General features: G+C 64.5%; 18 protein-coding genes and 1 tRNA gene. 7 read left to right on the top strand and 12 right to left on the bottom strand.

What is annotated here, in order from left to right; translation table 11 throughout:
• Positions 1 to 15 precede the first annotated feature (15 nt).
• The 4 genes from dprA to hslV all read right to left on the bottom strand — a co-directional run bounded on the left by dprA (position 16) and on the right by hslV (position 4,458).
• Positions 16 to 1,143, bottom strand: a complete 1,128-nt coding sequence (gene dprA, locus EPN33_02340) for a DNA-protecting protein DprA (GenBank protein ID TAN24623.1) — start codon at positions 1,141 to 1,143, stop codon at positions 16 to 18.
• Positions 1,144 to 1,236: 93 nt separating this feature from the next.
• Positions 1,237 to 2,403: a hypothetical protein gene (locus EPN33_02345; GenBank protein TAN24624.1), complete on the bottom strand. Its 1,167-nt coding sequence runs from the start codon at positions 2,401 to 2,403 to the stop codon at positions 1,237 to 1,239.
• Positions 2,403 to 3,869 (bottom strand): ATP-dependent protease ATPase subunit HslU, encoded by a 1,467-nt coding sequence (gene hslU, locus EPN33_02350; protein ID TAN24625.1) that lies wholly within the window; start codon positions 3,867 to 3,869, stop codon positions 2,403 to 2,405. Before hslU ends, EPN33_02345 begins: the two co-directional genes overlap by 1 nt.
• A 4-nt stretch (positions 3,870 to 3,873) precedes the next feature.
• Positions 3,874 to 4,458, bottom strand: a complete 585-nt coding sequence (gene hslV, locus EPN33_02355) for an ATP-dependent protease subunit HslV (GenBank protein ID TAN24626.1) — start codon at positions 4,456 to 4,458, stop codon at positions 3,874 to 3,876.
• A gap of 140 nt (positions 4,459 to 4,598) precedes the next feature.
• Between hslV and EPN33_02360 the strand changes: the two genes are divergently transcribed.
• On the top strand, positions 4,599 to 4,826 hold the full coding sequence (locus tag EPN33_02360) for a hypothetical protein (protein ID TAN24627.1): 228 nt from the start codon (positions 4,599 to 4,601) through the stop codon (positions 4,824 to 4,826).
• 56 nt (positions 4,827 to 4,882) lie between these two features.
• Here the strand turns inward: EPN33_02360 and EPN33_02365 are convergent, their stop codons facing one another.
• From EPN33_02365 to EPN33_02380, 4 genes are read right to left on the bottom strand one after another with little or no spacing between them, the layout of a single operon-like run.
• Entirely contained in the window at positions 4,883 to 5,083 is a 201-nt protein-coding gene (locus EPN33_02365) for a 30S ribosomal protein S21 (protein ID TAN24628.1), read from the bottom strand.
• 12 nt (positions 5,084 to 5,095) lie between these two features.
• Complete coding sequence (gene rsmI, locus EPN33_02370) at positions 5,096 to 5,917, bottom strand: 16S rRNA (cytidine(1402)-2'-O)-methyltransferase (protein ID TAN24629.1); 822 nt, start codon at positions 5,915 to 5,917, stop codon at positions 5,096 to 5,098.
• On the bottom strand, positions 5,914 to 6,324 hold the full coding sequence (locus EPN33_02375) for a ribonuclease HI family protein (protein TAN24630.1): 411 nt from the start codon (positions 6,322 to 6,324) through the stop codon (positions 5,914 to 5,916). Before EPN33_02375 ends, rsmI begins: the two co-directional genes overlap by 4 nt.
• 12 nt (positions 6,325 to 6,336) lie before the next feature.
• Positions 6,337 to 7,056: a hypothetical protein gene (locus EPN33_02380; GenBank protein TAN24631.1), complete on the bottom strand. Its 720-nt coding sequence runs from the start codon at positions 7,054 to 7,056 to the stop codon at positions 6,337 to 6,339.
• 55 nt (positions 7,057 to 7,111) lie between these two features.
• Between EPN33_02380 and EPN33_02385 the strand changes: the two genes are divergently transcribed.
• Genes EPN33_02385 through gatA form a run of 3 tightly spaced genes read left to right on the top strand, consistent with a single transcriptional unit; the run spans position 7,112 to position 9,121 of the window.
• Positions 7,112 to 7,375: a DUF721 domain-containing protein gene (locus EPN33_02385; GenBank protein ID TAN24632.1), complete on the top strand. Its 264-nt coding sequence runs from the start codon at positions 7,112 to 7,114 to the stop codon at positions 7,373 to 7,375.
• Entirely contained in the window at positions 7,372 to 7,683 is a 312-nt protein-coding gene (gene gatC / locus EPN33_02390) for an Asp-tRNA(Asn)/Glu-tRNA(Gln) amidotransferase subunit GatC (GenBank protein ID TAN24633.1), read from the top strand. Before EPN33_02385 ends, gatC begins: the two co-directional genes overlap by 4 nt.
• A gap of 4 nt (positions 7,684 to 7,687) precedes the next feature.
• Positions 7,688 to 9,121 carry an Asp-tRNA(Asn)/Glu-tRNA(Gln) amidotransferase subunit GatA gene (gene gatA, locus EPN33_02395; protein TAN24634.1) on the top strand — a complete coding sequence of 478 codons (1,434 nt, stop codon included), beginning with the start codon at positions 7,688 to 7,690 and terminating at the stop codon, positions 9,119 to 9,121.
• 94 nt (positions 9,122 to 9,215) lie between these two features.
• On the opposite strand, the gene EPN33_02400 is transcribed toward gatA, so the two are convergent.
• Both EPN33_02400 and EPN33_02405 read right to left on the bottom strand, forming a co-directional pair.
• On the bottom strand, positions 9,216 to 10,019 hold the full coding sequence (locus EPN33_02400; GenBank protein TAN24635.1) for a hypothetical protein: 804 nt from the start codon (positions 10,017 to 10,019) through the stop codon (positions 9,216 to 9,218).
• Between the two features lie 464 nt (positions 10,020 to 10,483).
• A complete protein-coding gene (locus EPN33_02405) occupies positions 10,484 to 11,293 on the bottom strand; it encodes a hypothetical protein (protein ID TAN24636.1) in 810 nt (269 codons plus the stop codon).
• Positions 11,294 to 11,477: 184 nt separating this feature from the next.
• Here EPN33_02405 and EPN33_02410 point away from each other — a divergent pair, with 184 nt between their 5' ends.
• Positions 11,478 to 14,480, top strand: a complete 3,003-nt coding sequence (locus EPN33_02410; GenBank protein TAN24637.1) for a hypothetical protein — start codon at positions 11,478 to 11,480, stop codon at positions 14,478 to 14,480.
• Positions 14,481 to 14,624: 144 nt separating this feature from the next.
• Positions 14,625 to 14,828, top strand: coding sequence for a cold shock domain-containing protein (locus tag EPN33_02415; GenBank protein ID TAN24737.1), 204 nt, complete (start codon positions 14,625 to 14,627; stop codon positions 14,826 to 14,828).
• Here EPN33_02415 and EPN33_02420 read toward each other — a convergent pair.
• Both EPN33_02420 and EPN33_02425 read right to left on the bottom strand, forming a co-directional pair.
• Entirely contained in the window at positions 14,809 to 15,690 is an 882-nt protein-coding gene (locus EPN33_02420; GenBank protein ID TAN24638.1) for a 3-deoxy-8-phosphooctulonate synthase, read from the bottom strand. The genes EPN33_02415 and EPN33_02420 overlap by 20 nt on opposite strands.
• Positions 15,573 to 17,255 (bottom strand): CTP synthase, encoded by a 1,683-nt coding sequence (locus EPN33_02425; protein ID TAN24639.1) that lies wholly within the window; start codon positions 17,253 to 17,255, stop codon positions 15,573 to 15,575. Before EPN33_02425 ends, EPN33_02420 begins: the two co-directional genes overlap by 118 nt.
• Before the next feature lie 107 nt (positions 17,256 to 17,362).
• On the opposite strand from EPN33_02425, the gene EPN33_02430 reads away from it, so the two are divergent.
• Positions 17,363 to 17,438: transfer RNA gene (locus EPN33_02430), tRNA-Ala, on the top strand.
• Positions 17,439 to 17,469 lie beyond the last annotated feature (31 nt).

The raw sequence follows: 17,469 nt of genomic DNA on the forward strand, positions 1-17,469 counted from the left end.
AGGCGGACCCCGTTTTTAGCTTACCCGCAAATATTTCTTTCCGGGGAGCTGCCGGATTTTTCCCTCAAGCTCGAGATCAAACAGCAGAGCCAGAGTTTCCGGCGCGGAGAGCCTATTGTGCATCCGGTTCACGATTTCGTCAACATGGGCGCCCGCGTCAACGGGCAAAACCTTTAAAACTGCCAACTTGGAGTCGCTTGGCGGGGTAGCTTCGGCCGCCGCATCGGCCGCGATTTGCAGCGTGGCGGGGGGTTGCAGCCGGGCGCGGACCGAGCTGGGCAATTCCTCGATCACGTCGCCGGCTTCCGTAACCAGCTTGGCGCCCTGCTTGATGAGGGCATTGGGAAGCCAGGCCTGTTTCTGCGTCACCTGACCGGGCACGGCGAAGACTTCGCGGTTCTGTTCGAGCGCCATGCGTGCGGTGATGCGCGAGCCGCTGAATTCACCTCCCTCGACCACCAACACGCCGAGCGAGATGCCGCTGATGACGCGATTGCGGATGGGAAAGTTCTGCGGGTTGGGGGCGGTGCCCAAGGGGAACTCGGAAATCAACGCTCCGCCGCCCGCCAGGATGTCATCGGCGAGACGGCGGTGCTCGGTGGGGTAAATGATGTCGGCGCCAGTGCCGAGGACGGCGACGGTGGTGCCACCCGCCTCGAGGCACGCCTTTTGGCCAGTGCCATCAATGCCCCGCGCTAAGCCGCTGAAAATCGTCAGGCCCCATTGCGCCAGCTCGCGGCCCAGGCGCTCGGTGATGAGCTTGCCGTAGAGGGTGGGGCGGCGCGTGCCGACAACGGCGATGCCGAAGGTGTCGAGCGCGGTCACACGGCCACGAACATAAAGCAGTAGGGGGGGATCAAAAATTTCGCGCAGCAGCGCAGGATAGCTGCGGTCGCCCCAGGTCACCACGTCGATGCCCAACTGCTGTGCGGCCGCGGCTTCGTTCGCACCCAGCTCAGCCGCACGTCCACTGTGGATGCATTGGGCCACGGGCGCAGGTACCTGACAGGATTCCAGCGTGGTGAGCGAGGCGGCGTAGATGGCTTCCGGAACTTCGAACTCTTCGATCAGCTTCTGGGCGCCCCGCTGGCCCAAGCCGGGCGTGAGCAGCAGGCCGAGCCAGAGCGGCGCATTTTTCTCCACGCCTCAGGCTAGGGCGTACATCTGAGCGACGTCAATCCCTCTCATTCGGGTGGGAGACACGCAAGCCTGAAGCACCTCGATCGAAATCCAAGGTTAGTTCTTCCTAGCAATTAGCACCGCGGGGCTGCGCAGGCTTTCGTTGCCTGCGGTATCGATGGAGGTGACGGCGTAAGCGACTTGGGTAGCTTCCGAGGGGAATTCATCGTGGAAGACCGGAGTGGGCAGCGGGGACGGGTTGCGCTTTTGCCAGGCGCCCGTGGCGGAGATACGGCGATAGACGTTGTACCCGGCGAGGTCATGCGCGGAGACGGCATTCCAGGAAAGATCGACCGTATCGCCCGCGGGTGAAAGCACCACCTGCAGGCCGGAAGGCGCGGGCGGCGGGAACAGATCGGCGGTGCGAATGAGCAGTTGGCGGGAATCGGCGCTTTCGACGACGGCGCGGCCGGCGCCGGCGGCGCTGCGCAGCCAGTAGGTGTAGTCCTGATTCCAGGTAATGGAGCCGTCGAGGAAGCGGGTCGCGGAGCCGCTGACACGGGCGATTGTCTGCGGCTGTGCGGAGCCTAGCTGACGATAAATGGTAATCGCTTCGGGTGCAGGTTGGGGCAATTGCCAGCTCAGGAGCACACCGTCGGCGGTGAGCTGGATCTGGGTCAGCCGCGGCGGCGGGGCAACCGGCGTCATGGCAACGACAATCGGATTCGACCAGCCGGCCCATTCGCCGCCGCTATTTTCTGCAGCCAGCGCCAGCGTGACGAGCGTGGCTTTGGCCGCAACCGCATTCAGCGCGAGGGTGTAACCCGTGACGGCGATCAGTTCCGGACACGAAGGCATGAGAGCGCCACCCGGGATCGAAAATCGACCGTGAGCGCCGGGTTGCGGCGGATGGCGTGCAGGCACTTGTGGCGGTGCAGGAACGCCCGCGCCCGGCAGAGGCGGTGAGGGTGGAAGAGGGACGACGCCGGTTTCAATGCCCGGCCAGACGCAAACCTGATAGCGGATAGCGCCAAATTTCGCCGCAACATAGGCTATCCCGTCGCTCGTGGTGGCAGGCGCGGTGAAACGGAGATGGATGTTTGAGCCCAAACGCGCCGCTTGAAAATCGCGGACCGGAGCGGGCAGGCCGGTAGTGGGGGCGCGCACCGCGCCCACCTGCGCGCATCCGGCCAGCAGCAGCAGCGCGCTGAACGCAATCAGGCGCGAACCGATCCACCGACCGACAGACCGACAGACCGATAGACCGACCGACCGACAGACCATTAGAGAATATAGCGCGACAGATCCTGGTCTTTGACGATGCTCTCGAGCTGAGTGTTGACGTAGGCGGCATCGATAACGATATTCTTGTTCTCGGTCTCGCCCCCGGCAAAGGAAATTTCGTCGAGCACACGCTCCATGATGGTGTGCAGGCGGCGGGCGCCAATGTTTTCCGTGGCTTCGTTGACGCGGGCGGAGAGGCTGGCGATTTCGCGCAAGGCATCGTCGGTGAAACTGAGGTGAACGCCTTCGGTCTCCAGCAGCGCCGTGTACTGCTTGATCAGCGCGCTTTGCGGCTCTTTAAGGATGCGGACAAAATCCTCCTGCGACAGTGAATCCAGCTCCACGCGGATGGGAAAGCGGCCCTGCAATTCCGGGATAAGGTCGCTGGGCTTGGAGACGTGGAACGCGCCGGCGGCGATGAACAGGATGTGATCGGTGCGGATCATGCCATAGCGGGTGTTGACCGTAGTGCCTTCGACGATGGGCAGGATATCGCGCTGGACCCCTTCGCGGCTGACATCCGGGCCGTGGCCGCCTTCGCGGCCGGCGATCTTGTCGATTTCATCGAGGAAGATGATGCCGCCCTGCTCGGCGCGCTCGACGGCAAGACGGGTGACCTGGTCCATGTCCACCAGGCGCTGCTCCTCTTCCTGGCTGAGGTAATCCATGGCCTCGGAAACCTTCATCTTGCGTTTCTTGGTTTTCTGGCCAAACAGGTTGGGCAGGATGTCCTTGATGTTGATGTCCATTTCCTCGACGCCTTGATTGGTGATGAATTCAAAGCTGGGGAAATTGCGCTCGCGAACCTCGATTTCGACCATCTTGTCGTCCAGCTTGCCCTCGCGCAACTGCTGACGGAGCTTTTCGCGGGTCTTGGGATTAGGCGGCACAGGCGGCCTGGCCTCGGCAGCCGGGGCGGAGGAATTGCTGACCAGGGTGAAACCCAGGGGATGGGTACGGTTGGCGCCGTTGTCGGAGGGCAGCTCGGCGGCGGGGGCTTCGGGCGTGGGCGGCAGCAGCAGATCGAGGAGGCGTTCTTCGGCGTTTTGCTCGGCTTTTTCGCCAACCTCTTCCAGTTTTTCCTCGCGCACCATGTCGATGGCGATTTCGACCAGATCCCGGATCATGCTCTCGACATCGCGGCCGACATAGCCCACTTCGGTAAACTTCGAAGCTTCGACTTTAAGGAAGGCGGAATTAGCCAGCCGTGCCAGCCGGCGCGCGATCTCCGTTTTGCCGACTCCGGTGGGGCCAATCATGATGATGTTCTTGGGCATCACCTCTTCGGCCAACTCGGGCGCGAGCTTTTGCCGGCGCATGCGATTGCGCAAGGCAACCGCGACCGCGCGCTTGGCGGCGGGTTGACCGACGACATGTTTGTCGAGTTCGGCGACGATTTCGCGGGGCGTCAGCTCGTCCAGCGCCGGCGCTTCCTCTTCAGGAGCCTGCGGAAGGTAGAGGGCCATAATGCTATTTTGCTTGATGTTCGGGCTGGCCGTCGGGCTTGGTGCTGACCAGCTCCTCGAGGGTGAGCTCGCGGTTGGTGTAAATGCAAATGTCGGCGGCTATGCCGAGAGCCTGAGTGGCGATTTCACGGGCCGAAAGCTGGGTGTTGTTCAGCAAGGCGCGGGCGGCGGCCAGGGCATAGGGACCGCCGGACCCGATGGCGCAGACGCCGTCATCGGGCTCGATAACGTCGCCCTGACCGCTCAGCAGGAAGGTGTCGCTGGGATCGGAAACGATCAGCATGGCCTCCAGGTGGCGCAAGGAACGATCGGTACGCCAGTCCTTGGCCAGCTCGACCGCCGAACGGCTGAGATTGCCGTGAAACTGCTCCAGCTTGGTCTCGAAGCGACCGAAAAGCGAAAAGGCGTCGGCGGTCGAGCCGGCAAAGCCGGCCAGAACTTTTTCGTTGTAGAGGCGGCGGATTTTGCGGGCGTGATGCTTCATCACCCCTTCCCCCATGGTGACCTGGCCATCGCCCACCAGCACTACACTACCGCGGGTGCGAACGCTTAAGACTGTGGTGGAGCGGGTGCGGGGACGAGAGGCCATCGGAAGTTCAGTATAGCGCCCAGCTCCCGGGAAACTTCCGGCGGCTCGGGAACGTATTAGCGCATGACGGGTTCTATAGAAAATAGAAGGCCCTGCTTCGCCAAGGCTACGCAGGGCGCCCCAAGGGGGCGGAGGCTGCCATGACCATGCATGTAGATCGCGATGAACTGGAGACGCTGCGCACCCACTTGCTGCAGATGGGGCCGGACTACTGCGGCGCGAGCGAAGTCATTCGCGCCTTCCTGGGCCTGCACGGCTACGGCATTTCCCCTGCCGCCGCCCACGATGCCGCCGTCGAATTTGGCCGCCAAGGCTGCTCTCTCGACTCCATTACGCGCGCCCTCGACAGCGCCGCGGCGGTCAACTAATGCAGACGCCCGCGCCAATCCACGGCGCGGGCGTCTACCGACCACTGCTTGCTTTCCTATTCCGACCCTTCGCGGCGGGCCTTCTTGCGGTTGCGCTTGCGGGCGAGGGCTTGCTTGAGGCGCATTTTTCCCCCCGGCTTCAGGTAGAAGCTGTGGCGCTTGACGTCCTTGATGATGTCTTCCTGCTGCACCTTGCGCTTGAAACGGCGCAGGGCGTTTTCCAGCGATTCGCCTTCTTGTAGGCGGACTTCTGCCAATGCAATCACCTCCTAGTCCTTCTTAGTGTACCTTGCCTGCCAGCGCCGATACGCTTCCGAGCGCGACAAGCCCTGTTGCCGTGCCCAGGGTTTGAGCGTAGCCGGGTCGGCCGGGGGATCAGCAGCGACCGGCGCGGGCGTGGAGGCGGCGGCGCCCGCTATCAGGGTGAATTCGCCGCGCGGCGGGTGGGCGGTGAAGTGCGCGCGGGCGGCGGCCACGGAGCCGCGGAAAATCTCCTCGTGAATTTTCGTAAGCTCGCGCGCGATGACAAGCGGGCGGTCCGGGCCCCAGATTTCTTCCATGTCGCCCAGCGCAGCGAGGAGGCGATGCGGCGTCTCGAAAAACACCACCGGGCCGGTCCAGGCAACATATTTTCCCAGGCAATGGCGGCGGGCGGTCGCCCGGGCGGGCAAAAAACCGGGAAAGACGAGAGGCGAATCGGCCTCGGCGGCGAGGCCAGAGGCCATCAGCGCCGTGACCGGCGCCGAAGCGCCGGGAACGGGCACGACCCGCACCCCGGCCGCCGCGGCTTGCGCCACCAGCCGCGCGCCGGGATCGGACAGCAGCGGTGCGCCGGCATCGCTGATGAGGGCGATGGCTTCGCCGGCGGCGAGGCGGGCGAGAATCGCGGCGGCGCGCTCGGCCTCGCGTTCCCGGTAGTAGCTGAGGAGGGGTTTGTGGATGCCGTAGTGCTCCAGCAGCGCGCGGCTGTGGCGGGTATCTTCGCAGGCGATGGCGTCAACCTCGCCCAGAATGCGGGCGGCGCGATAGGTCAGGTCTTCCAGATTGCCGATGGGCGTGGCGACAACGTACAACGTGCCGCCCCCCTTCATTGCGCCTGATCCATGGCCAGGTTGGCGAGCCGGTCAGCTTCGCGATTTTTCTCGCGGTAGACGTGGGTCATGGCGAAGTCGGGAATCTGGCGCGCCAGGCTGCGGGCTTCCTCAAACAGCGGCTTCAGGTTGGGGCTTTTCACCGCGTAGCGGCCTTGCATCTGGCGCACCAGCAATTGCGAATCCGCGAGGATGCGGACGCGCGCCGCACTCTGCGCAACGGCGTAGCGAAGGGCGGCCAGCAGGCCACAGTACTCGGCGTAATTGTTGGTTTGCCGGCCCACGTAGGCGTGCAGCCGTTCCACGATCTGGCCTGCCTCATCACAGATGACGACGCCGTAACCGGCGGGACCGGGATTGCCGCGCGAACCTCCGTCGATGTGAATTTCGAGGGCGGAGGAGGCCATCGCGCCAGGGGCCTAGTTATGGACCACTTCGGCTTCGGTGTAGAGAATGCGGCCGCAGCTTTCGCAGACAAACAAGCGGTCGGGGTCAAGCGCCATTTCCTGCAGGAACTGGGGCCGCAGCCGGACGCGGCAGCCGCCGCACGCTTCGCCATCGACCACCGCCAGGGCGTGCTTGCGCATGCGCAGCACGCGGTCGAAGCGCTGCAGCCAGCGTTCCTCCGCCTGCGCGCGCAGAGCTTTGCGCTCGGCGTCAACGTGCTCGCGCTCGGTGTGGTGGGCAGCGGTCTGCGCTTCCGCGCCGGCGCGCTCGCGCGCCACCTCCTGCTCCTGCGTCTTGAGCTCGGCTTCGGCGGCCGCAGTGGCCTGCGCCAGGGCCTCCGCTTGTTCCATGATCTCGATCAGGTGCTCCTCGTGCTTGCCGATCTGAGATTCGGCAAAGGCGATTTCATCGAGCAGAGCCTTATATTCCTGATTGGTTTTTACTTCACTGGAGTGGCTGCGGACCTTGGTGATTTTGGCGCGCAAGTCTTCAACTTCGCCTTCGACCTGGCGGCGTTCACTCTGGCTGGTTTCTTGTGCGGCCTGGGCGCGATCCCGAGCCTGGCGGGCTCCGGTCAGTTTGGCGTCGATGGCGGCAATCCGTTTGGGCAGTGCTGCGATTTCGTTGTCCAACTCGCGCAGGCGCTGCTCCCGCTTTTCCACTTCCAGCAGGATCTCAAGATTCTTTTGCATTGGACGCTCTTAGAATACCACCTCACGCCCTGTTAGGATTAAACTTTCGCTGCCTATGGAACGGATGCGCGACATTTTGCCTGCACTGCCGCAAAGCCGGGAGGTAATGCCGGCAGCGCTGGCGACGGCGCTGGCGTGGAAGCTGGCGGCTGGGCCGGAACTGGCGGACCGGGCGGAGGTGCGCGCGTGCCGGGCCGGGGTTTTGCTGCTGCACGCTGCCGATACTGCGACGCGCGCGCAAATCGAAGCGGTGACGCCGGAACTGCTGCGCGCCCTCAACCGCATCCTGCCCTGCCGGCAGATACAATTTGTCCCATGAATCTCAATGTCAACGACATCGCCGCCCTCGCCTCCCTCGACCTCACGCCGCAGGAAAGCGAAGCCATGCAGAAGGATTTGGCCTCGATTCTGGACTATGTGGCGCAGCTCAGCCGCATCCCTACAGATGGGATTGAGCCCATGGCCCACATCGGCGCCCGCCTGCAGCCCGTAGAATCTCAAAACCCGGAGTTGACCTTACGCGCGGATGCCGCGCGCCCGAGTTTCCCGCAACCCGAGGCGCTGGCGAATGCGCCCGCACAAGCGGGCGGCATGTTCGAAGTCCCCAAAATCGTGGAGCGCGGCTAACCGCATGACGCCTGTCGCCACCATCTCCTCGATCCGCACGGCGATTGCCGGGCGCCACACTTCCGCCACGGCGCTGGCACAAGCGGCGTGTGACGCCATCGCCACCCGCGACGGCGCGATCAATTCCTTCCTGACCGTCTGCCAGGAGCGGGCGCTGGCGCAGGCGGCCGCGATCGACCGCTTGGCCGAGCGCGGCGATCCGCTGCCGCCGCTGGCGGGCGTGCCGGTGGCGATCAAGGATGTGCTGTCAACGCGCGGCGTGCGCACGACCTGCGCCTCGCGCATTCTGGAAAACTACATCCCGCCCTACGATGCCACCTCCGTCGAGCGTCTGGAAGCGGCCGGGGCGGTGGTGATTGGCAAGACCAACTGCGATGAGTTTGCCATGGGGTCGAGCACGGAAAACTCGGCCTTCGGGCCGACGCGCAATCCGCGCGACCCGGAGCGCGTGCCCGGCGGCAGCAGCGGCGGCAGCGCGGCGGCAGTGGCAGCGGATTTGGCGGTCGCGGCGCTGGGCACCGACACCGGCGGCAGCATCCGCCAGCCGGCCGCGTTTTGCGGCATCGTGGGCCTGCTGCCCACCTACGGGCGGGTATCACGCTATGGCTTGGCGGCGTTCGCCTCTTCGCTCGACCATGTGGGACCGCTGACGCACTCTGTACGCGACGCGGGCCTCGTGTTGTCGGCGATCGCGGGCCGCGACCCGCTCGACTCCACCAGCGCCGATGTACCCGTGCCGGACTACGAGGCAACGCTGGAGGATTCCATCCGCGGCCTGCGCATCGGCGTACCCCGCGAAGCCTTCGCGCAGCAGGGCCTGGATGCGGAATGCGCCGCGCGCGTGCAGGAGGGGATCGAGAAGCTGCGCGGTGCCGGCTGCCAGATCGTAGAGGTGAGCCTGCCGAACGTCGCGGCGGCGATTGCGGTGTACTACGTGCTGGCAACGGCGGAGGCCAGCAGCAATCTGGCCCGCTATGATGGCATCCGCTACGGCGTGCGAGTGGCGGCAGGGAGCCTGAACGAGCAGTACCGGAAGACGCGTAATCACGGATTTGGCGCCGAAGTGAAGCGCCGCATCCTGCTGGGCACCTACGTCCTCAGCGCCGGCTACTACGACGCTTACTACCGCAAGGCGCAGCAGGTACGCACGCTGATCGCCCAGGATTTCGAACGCGCCTTTGCGTCCTGCGACTTGCTCTGCACCCCGACGACGCCCACGCCCGCCTTCAAGATCGGTGAAAAGACCGCCAACCCGCTGGAGCTGTACCTGGCCGATATCTTCACCGTGCCCGCCGACCTCGCCGGCGTGCCGGCGATTTCGATTCCCTGCGGCCTCGCCCACGGCCTCCCCGCCGGCTTGCAGCTCATCGCCCCGGCCTTTGAAGAACCCCGCCTCCTGCGCGCCGCCCACCAACTGGAGCGCCTCCAGGCTCAGTGAGCCCCAACGGTCCGCGTACTGAAATACTGATTTACTGAAATACTGATCTACTGAAATACTGATCTACTGAAATACTGATTTACTGAAATACGGATCATCGTGCTGGCACCGGCAGCGGATGGTCCAGCCGGATTTGTAGCACCGTCCCTGCCGGCAGCGTGATATCCCGGTTGTGCATCATGATCTCCGCCAGCGTCGCGCCCAACGCGCCATATGCCGCGCCGTCGGCCGCTCCTTTACCCCCGCCAAGCAGCGCCCCAATGCCCGCGCCGGCAGCGCCGCCTTTGAGAGCGTCGGCAGCCTTGTGGGTATTGCCGCCTGTGATCGTCCCCTCTTCGTTTTTGCTCATCGCCGCCGTGCCAACGCCAATCGTTTCCGCGCTCAGGTCAATCGGCGTCTGCCCAGGTAGCGTCAGTGTGTCGTAGCGCAAATTCATATCGGCGTGACCCCCAAAATGGCCGCCGCGCTGCAGCGAGGCGATCGTGCCTTGAATGGTCGCGCCGGACGGAATCGCCACCGTGCGGCCCACGTAAACCGGCACCGTGACGGTGAGGGCGAAGGTCTCGCCCGCGATCCCGTTTTTAGTACTGAGTGCCTGATTCAAGGTCCCTTGGATAGTCGTGCCCTGCGGAATTAGCAGGCTGCCGCCCGAGTCGGCAGCCATGTTGACCGGCACCGTGCCACCGGCGCTGGCGGGCGCCTGCCGCCCGCCGATCGAGGAATCGAATAACTTGTGATGGAAGCCCGCATCATAGCCCAGCGCAAAACCATCCTGAAAGGCCGACTGATACGCAGCAAGCGATCCCAGCGCAGGCACGTAGCCGGCTTGCGCGGAGTTGTAAACGGCGTGGCCGGTCAGGTCGTAGGCGTGACCGGCGTTCGCATCCGTCTGCCCCAAATCGTACCCCTCCTGATAGCCATTGGCGGTGCCGGCCTGGCTCAGCGCGCTTGCCGGCGCTGCGGGAGCAGCGGCAGGTGCCGCTGCCGGAGCAGCAACCGCCGGCGCATCGGCGCACGACGCAGTTGCGGGCGCGGGCGCAGGCGTATTCACCGACGCGGTGCGCCGCGCGTAGCCATCCCCGTAGCCGTCGTTGAAGCCGCTTTGAAAGCCGGCGCGATAATCCGTGCAGCTTCCGTCCGCGGCGTTGTAACCCGCCGACGCCAACTGATAGGCCGAAAACTTGTGCGGGTTCGCGGCGCGGCCGGCAGCATGATCCGCGCGCCCGAGGCGATACGCGGTGCTATATCCGGCTGCATAGGACGGATCGACGCCGGTCTGCGCGGACAACGGCAAGGTGCCCAGCAAACCGGCAGCGAGCGCGATGGTCAGAATGAGGCGTGAAGGCGACATCGGGATCTCCTTTAGCGGTGAACTTGCCCGGCCCAGTACCCGGCTCGGGCGGTTTCGGCCTGCGCCAGTTTGCTCAGTCCCTTGGCACTGTAGTAGGCCGCAAGCCGACGATGGGCGTCGGCTTTGTCTTGCGGCGATACGGCATTCTGAATCATGCTCCACAGCGCCCGCTCGGCGATGGTCTGCCGGCCGAGGGCGCTGGTGTCGAAGGCTTCGGAATTTCGAGTTTCCAGCTTCGCGTTTCTAGCTGCGGCCGCAGGTGCCGCAGAAACACCGAGCGCGCTCAGGGCAGAGGCCGGTAACGGAACGCTGGCCGTGCCCGCACATGTGCGCGGCCCGGTCATTTTGATGACCAGAGCCAGGTACTTCGGGCCGCTCGCGGGTACTTGCCAGCCAGTGCAGGGCAAAGTGTGTCCCCAGGAGTCAAAGGTGATCGTGTACAGCACGCCCCGTTTGAGCGCGACGAAGAAGGTGTTGCTATCAGAACTGTTATCGAAGCCGACGAACAGCTCGTGGCTGTCCTGGGGGTTCGGGGCACCGAGGTGAACCGAATCGGGCGCATTGCCAACAAAGGGATTGCCGCCGGCAGTGAGCTCGAACACGCCGGCAACGAACGCCGACCCCGCAGGAACCGACGCCGCGGTTTGCCTCGCCTCCACAATCTTGGTGGCCGCCCATTTAGGCGCGGCCGCCCGTTCCGCACCTCGCGCTGTGGCCACGGCGTAGTAGTCGGCGAACCACATGGGGCTGCCCACCTGCCCCCAGGCCGGCGCCGTGCACAACACCGCCAATATTGCGCACAGCCACCAGCGAGCACGCATAAAGACCCTCCTACTGAACGAACGCGCAAACCCCGCCCAAACCCTGCCAACCCCGGAAGTTCTGCCAGCACCCGCGTCTTCCTACCAGCTACGAGCTACCTGCTACTAGCTGCTCTCTGGCAGGCTTCGGCGCGTCCTTCCGCGTTATCCTTCAGGGCCGACATTTCGGTCCGCGGGGGATACCATGAAATGGCGTACGGCATTCTTGGCGGCGGCAGTAGTTATGACCATGGCGGCATGTGGCGGCAATGGCCCCTCCACGCCACCCCCGCCGCCCCCACCCGCCAACAATCCCGTGCCCGTCATCAGTTCTCTGTCGCCGGCGTCAGCAACCGTGGGCGCCGCCGCGCAGACCCTGACCATCAACGGCAGCAATTTCATGTCGGCTTCGACGGTCACCTACAACGGCGCCAGTCACACCGCCACCTTCGTGAGTGCGTCCTCCCTCACCATCAGCCTAAGCGCTTCCGATCAGTCAACCGCAGGCAGCTATCCGGTGGTCGTGACCAACCCGTCACCCGGCGGCGGCGCCTCCAACAGCGTTGCCTTTAAGGTGTTGGCGCCTCCGCCCTCGGCCTCCAGCCTGTCGCCGGCAACGGTACTGGTCGGCAGCACGCCCGGCACAGTGACCATCACTGGAAGCAATTTTGATCCCAAGGCGACGGTAACCTTCGCAGGCTCCGCCGCCGCGAACGTATCGGTGGTGAGCGCCACCCAAATCACCTTCGCCACCACGGCGGCCGAGCTTTCCACGGCCGCAGTAGAAGCAGTGGTGATCACCAACCCCGACGGCCAAACGGCCACCATCAACTTCACCGTCGACAATCCCACCCCCACCATCACCGCGGTGCAGCCGCAGCCCGTCTTCCCCTGCGACGCCCCGAAGACACTGACGGTCACCGGCACCAATTTCCTCGCCGGCACAACCGTGACCTATAACGGCGAGAGCAAAACCGCCACCGTCGCCAGCGCGACGCAGTTGGCCATCCCGCTCACCCTCGCCGATGTGGCTAAGCCCGGTAGCTACCCGGTTGCTGTGTCGCTGGCCGGTCCGGGCGGCGGCACGGCGACCCAGAACTTCGTCGTGAGCACCCCCACTGGCCCTACCCTTAGCGGCCAAGGCTCCGCCGGCTCCCTCCTGACCGTATCGACGCTCCAGACCGGATCAGGATCGGTGTCCGGCACCACCGTCTGCACCGCCCAGACCGACGATACCGGCTTCTTCAAAGTCACGCTCGACGCGCCCACCGCGGCTCCGCTCGACGTTAGCACCGCCGCCGGCGGCACGATCAATTTCCTGGGCCCGACCATGCAGACGCTCGCCGCCCCGGCCTTCGACGCTCTCTTCGATAGCGCTGCCGGCAATACGACGGTGAGCGGTATCCAAGTCGGCATGTTCAGCGAGTTCGCCTACCAGCTCGCCGTTTCCGATTACATCCACGGCAAGGACGCAACCCTGACCGCAGCACACGCAGATGCCACCAAACTGCTGAACGGCTTTTACCATTTCAGCGGCGCGACCGCGATCGAGCTGATTCCGCCGCAAGGCAGTGATAGCGCCTCGGAAATGGAAGCCGAACAGGGAGTGCTGAACGAGGGCGTGCAGTTGGCCTGGAAAAACCCCGCTGACCTGATCGGCGCCCTGGCGCTGGACATCCGTGATGGGGTCTGGAACGGCCGCGTCAACGTTAGTGGCGAGCCGGCGTTGCTGGCCACCGCTGGAACCAGCGATTATCTCGACGCCGCCATCAATTGGGCCAACAGCAGTGCCGGGATGGCGGCGTTACCTAACGCTCCCAGCGCCGAGCTCGTCGAAGGCGCGGCCGCCTGCTCCTGCACGCCCGCCGCCATCGGCTTCAACCAGACCAGCTCCGGCAATTTGACCCACATGGCCTTCGGCGGCCACGAGTACGTGTTTCAGGTCTTGCAGACCACCAACACCGCCTCGCCCGGCATCGCGGTGTACGATGTTACCGATCCCACCGCCGCCCTCGCGGCGCCCAAGGTTTGGAAGACCAACCTCAGCAGCTTCTGGGGTGTAGCGGCCATTCTGGGCGCGACCGATCACCCCCAGATCTTCGCCTTTGACGGCACCGACGCTGGCGTTACGGTGCTCAACGCCGTAACCCTGGCAACCGGCAATCCCGCCACCGGCAATCCCGTCGAGTTTACCGGCAATCTGCCCTTCACCAACCTGCAAAGTCCCGGCATCAGCGCCTCCACCGGCGGCCTATGGATCACCAGCGCCATCTGGGACGATTGCGCCACTGGCTGTCAGGTAGAGCTGGCAAGCACCGATGGCTACACTCAATTCGACCCCGTGAGCAGCAAACTCAGCGAGAACGCCGCCTTCGCTGTCCCCAAATCTCAAGTCTTGAGCGAAAGCATGGGCGCCTCGCTGGCGCAAGGAATCCAGGTTCTCGGCGCCAAAGCGCCTGCGCCCATGCTCGTAGCCGGCAACTACGATGGCGTGCAATTGGTCGATTTCGAGGCCCAGCAGTCCTACTTCATGCCCTACACCACCTTACAGGGCTTGATTCCTGAATTTCCAACGCCGAGCTTAGGCGGCAACGGCGACACGGTCGATGGCAACGCCGTCGACAGCGGCTACGGTGTCGCCGTGCTGACGGAGGAAAACGGCACCAACAACCCCATTGGATTTCTGAATCTCGACGGCATCACCGAAACCGCGGGCTCGCCGAACGCGTTCACGCCCGCCAACCCGCAGGCCGCCGGCATGCAGCTCGGCACCGTGTCCATGAGCTTGGGCCAGCCCGCGGTGGACTCGACCGACCACATCGTCTTTGCTGGCGGCAACGGTTTCATGGCCGGCCAGCTTGTGCCGCCCTCCCAATGGGCGACAACCCCGGGGCTGTCCGACTGGGTGTTCTATCTCAGCAAGAATTCGCCGTCCCTGAACGGCTTTGCCGGCGTGCAGGACCCCAACGGCATGATCGTGTTCCCCAGCCTTGGCATGGGAAGCGCAAAATCGGCGGGCGTAGTCTATGCCTACATGTCGGGCGCCGCAGGCGGCTCCTCCGGCCTGCTACAAGTGGATGTCACCGGCCTACTCGCCATGCCCCGCCAGGGCGCCAGCGGCGATGCCGCCCATGAACCTCAGGCCGATCCCGCTACCACCAAGGACACAACCACTGGCGGCCTAATCTTGCAGGCGGTCGTGTTTTGAAGTCTCGCGCGCCCCAGCGGCCCACGTACTGAAATACTGATCTACTGAAATACTGATCTACGGTTGCTGCCGCTTGACTTTGCTGCCCGGGCCTTCCATGATGAGGCCAAATACGTGCGCCAGGAGGAAAGATCATTGGCACGGATTAGGGGCAAAGTGAAGTGGTTCAACAACGTTAAGGGCTATGGGTTTATCGGCCGGGAGGGCGGCGACGATGTCTTCGTCCACTATTCGGCGATTACCCAGGAAGGCTACAAGTCGCTGCAGGAGGGTGATGAAGTAGAGTTCGACATTACCGAGGGCAAAAAAGGGCCGCAGGCTGAGAACGTCACGCGCGTAACGGCTTAAACCGGGCGAGAGCGCCTTCGACAGCAAGCACCTGATCGAGCAGACCGTCGAGGCGAGCGAGAGGGAGAGCATTGGCGCCATCGGAGAGCGCCTGCGGAGGGTCTTCGTGCGTCTCCAGGAAGAGGCCATCGACGCCGGCTGCAGCGCCCGCGCGGGCGAGCACTTCAATGAACTGGGGCGTGCCGCCCGATTTGTCGCCAGCCGCGCCGGGAAGCTGCAGACTGTGCGTCACGTCGAAAATCACCGGCGCCCCGAAGTCGCGCAGGACGGCGAGCGAGCGCATGTCGACGACGAGGTTGTTGTAGCCGAAGCTGGAACCTCTTTCGGTGAGCCACACCGCAACCTCCGGGCGGGCGGCGCGGGCCTTTTCGACGGCGCCTTTCATGTCCCACGGGGCCATGAACTGACCTTTTTTGATGTTCACGATGCGGCCGGTACGGGCCGCCGCCTGAATGAGGTCCGTCTGGCGGCATAAAAATGCCGGAATTTGCAGCACATCGGCGACTTCCGCGGCGGCCGCGACTTCGCTGACCTGATGCACATCCGTCAGAATTTCAAGGCCGTGCTGGCGCTTGACTTCGGCTAAAACGCGCAGCCCTTCCGCCAAACCAGGGCCGCGGAAGCCGCGCACGCTGGAGCGGTTGGCCTTGTCGTAGCTGGCTTTGAAGATCAGCCGCAGATTGCGCGCGCGGGCGCGGCGGGCCAGCTCGGCGGCCAGCCCCAGCGCGTGCGCTTCGCTTTCGATTACGCAGGGACCGGCGATGAGGAACACTGGCTCGCGCCGCCTCCGGCGGCAACAGTCCTGGCGTGGGCGGCGGCGACAAACGCGACAAACAGCGGATGCGGCGCCAGCAGCCGGGATTTGAATTCGGGATGAAACTGACAGCCCAGGAACCAGGGATGCGAGGCGATTTCGACCACCTCGACGTAGACTTCATCCGGGCTGCGACCGCTGACAGTCATGCCGGCGGCGTTGAGCTGGGGCTCGAAGTCGCGGTTCATTTCGTAGCGGTGACGATGACGCTCGTGAATTTCCTGCCTGCCGTAGGCGGCGGCCGCCCGCGAGCCGGGCTGTAGGACGCAGGGCCAGGACCCCAGCCGCATGGTGCCGCCCATTTCTTCCACGCCCAGAAGCTCCCGGAGTTTATAGATGACGCGCTGCGGCGTGGCTGGGTCGAACTCACTGCTGTTGGCCTGCGCCAGGCCGCAGGCATTGCGGGCGAATTCGATGACCGCGCATTGCATACCCAGGCAAATGCCGAAAAAGGGCGTGCCCGATTCGCGCGCGTAGCGGATGGCGGCAAGCATGCCTTCAATGCCACGCGCGCCAAAACCACCAGGAACCAGGATGCCATCGGCCGCCGCGAGCCGGGCGGCGACGGCTGTGGGGGGCTGCTGTTCCAGGCCTTCACTCTCGACCCAGTCGACGTGCAGCCGCAGGCGCTGGCTGAGGGCGGCATGGACGAGGGCTTCCTTGAGGCTCTTGTAGCTGTCTTCGTACTCGATGTATTTGCCCACCACGGCGATGCGCACTTCGCCCTGCGGGTGCTCGAAGCGGTCGATGATTGCGTGCCAGGGGCGCAGGTTGGAAGGCGGCGCCGGCATGTGCAGGTAGCGCAGGGCCAGCTCGTCCAGGCCTTGTTCGCCCAACAGGACGGGCACCTGATAGATGCTGGCGGCGTCTTTGGCGGTGATGACCGCCTCTTCGGCGACATTACAGAAGAGGGCGATTTTCGCGCGCAGCTCGGACGACAAGAAGCGGTCGGTGCGGCAGAGCACGATATCGGCCTGGATGCCGATGGCGCGCAAGTCGCGCACGGATTGCTGCGTGGGCTTGGTTTTGAGCTCACCCGCGGCGGCGATGAACGGCACCAGCGTCAGGTGAATAAAGAGTGCGTTTTCGCGGCCGACTTCCTGCCGCATCTGGCGGATGGCTTCGAGGAAGGGCAGGGATTCGATGTCGCCCACCGTGCCGCCGATTTCGACGATGGTAATGTCGGGGCGCCCATCCCCCGCGCCAGAGGAGACGCGGCGGATGGCGTCTTTGATCTCGTTGGTGACGTGCGGAATGACCTGGACGGTCTTGCCCAGGTAGTCGCCGCGCCGCTCCTTGGCGAGGATGGTTTCGTAGATGCGGCCGGCGGTGACGTTGTTCAGGCGGCTGAGGGTGCCGGAGGTGAAGCGTTCGTAATGGCCGAGGTCGAGGTCGGTTTCCGCGCCATCGTCGGTGACAAACACCTCCCCATGCTGAAACGGGCTCATGGTGCCGGGATCGACGTTCAGATAGGGGTCGAATTTGAGGAGTGCGACTTTGAGGCCTCGGCTTTCGAGCAAAGCGGCAATCGAGGCGGCGGCCAGCCCTTTGCCGAGCGAGGAGACGACTCCGCCGGTAACAAAAATGTAACGGCTACCATCGCGCTCGGGCACAAAGAATTATAAAACAGTTGTGGGTGGCCGGTGCTGGCTGCTGCGTGCATCCGAAACACAAGCGTCAGTGGCGCCGGCGTGAGCGCCCGTGATATCATCCAATCTCTGGGGCTGTGGCGCAGTTGGGAGCGCGCTTCCATGGCATGGAAGAGGTCAGGGGTTCGAACCCCCTCAGCTCCACCACATCTTCCGCCGGCACGCCTCCCCGGGGCCT

It is taken from the genome of Acidobacteriota bacterium (genome assembly GCA_004299485.1).
Classification (GTDB): domain Bacteria; phylum Acidobacteriota; class Terriglobia; order Terriglobales; family SCQP01; genus SCQP01.

Bases quoted from the DNA above. Each gene is read 5' to 3' on its own strand.
- EPN33_02345 (TAN24624.1), bottom strand. From the start codon at position 2,403: ATGGTCTGTCGGTCGGTCGGTCTATCGGTCTGTCGGTCTGTCGGTCGG.
- hslU (TAN24625.1), bottom strand. From the start codon at position 3,869: ATGGCCCTCTACCTTCCGCAGGCTCCTGAAGAGGAAGCGCCGGCGCTG.
- hslV (TAN24626.1), bottom strand. From the start codon at position 4,458: ATGGCCTCTCGTCCCCGCACCCGCTCCACCACAGTCTTAAGCGTTCGC.
- EPN33_02360 (TAN24627.1), top strand. From the start codon at position 4,599: ATGACCATGCATGTAGATCGCGATGAACTGGAGACGCTGCGCACCCAC.
- rsmI (TAN24629.1), bottom strand. From the start codon at position 5,917: ATGAAGGGGGGCGGCACGTTGTACGTTGTCGCCACGCCCATCGGCAAT.
- EPN33_02375 (TAN24630.1), bottom strand. From the start codon at position 6,324: ATGGCCTCCTCCGCCCTCGAAATTCACATCGACGGAGGTTCGCGCGGC.
- EPN33_02380 (TAN24631.1), bottom strand. From the start codon at position 7,056: ATGCAAAAGAATCTTGAGATCCTGCTGGAAGTGGAAAAGCGGGAGCAG.
- EPN33_02385 (TAN24632.1), top strand. From the start codon at position 7,112: ATGGAACGGATGCGCGACATTTTGCCTGCACTGCCGCAAAGCCGGGAG.
- gatC (TAN24633.1), top strand. From the start codon at position 7,372: ATGAATCTCAATGTCAACGACATCGCCGCCCTCGCCTCCCTCGACCTC.
- gatA (TAN24634.1), top strand. From the start codon at position 7,688: ATGACGCCTGTCGCCACCATCTCCTCGATCCGCACGGCGATTGCCGGG.
- EPN33_02405 (TAN24636.1), bottom strand. From the start codon at position 11,293: ATGCGTGCTCGCTGGTGGCTGTGCGCAATATTGGCGGTGTTGTGCACG.
- EPN33_02410 (TAN24637.1), top strand. From the start codon at position 11,478: ATGAAATGGCGTACGGCATTCTTGGCGGCGGCAGTAGTTATGACCATG.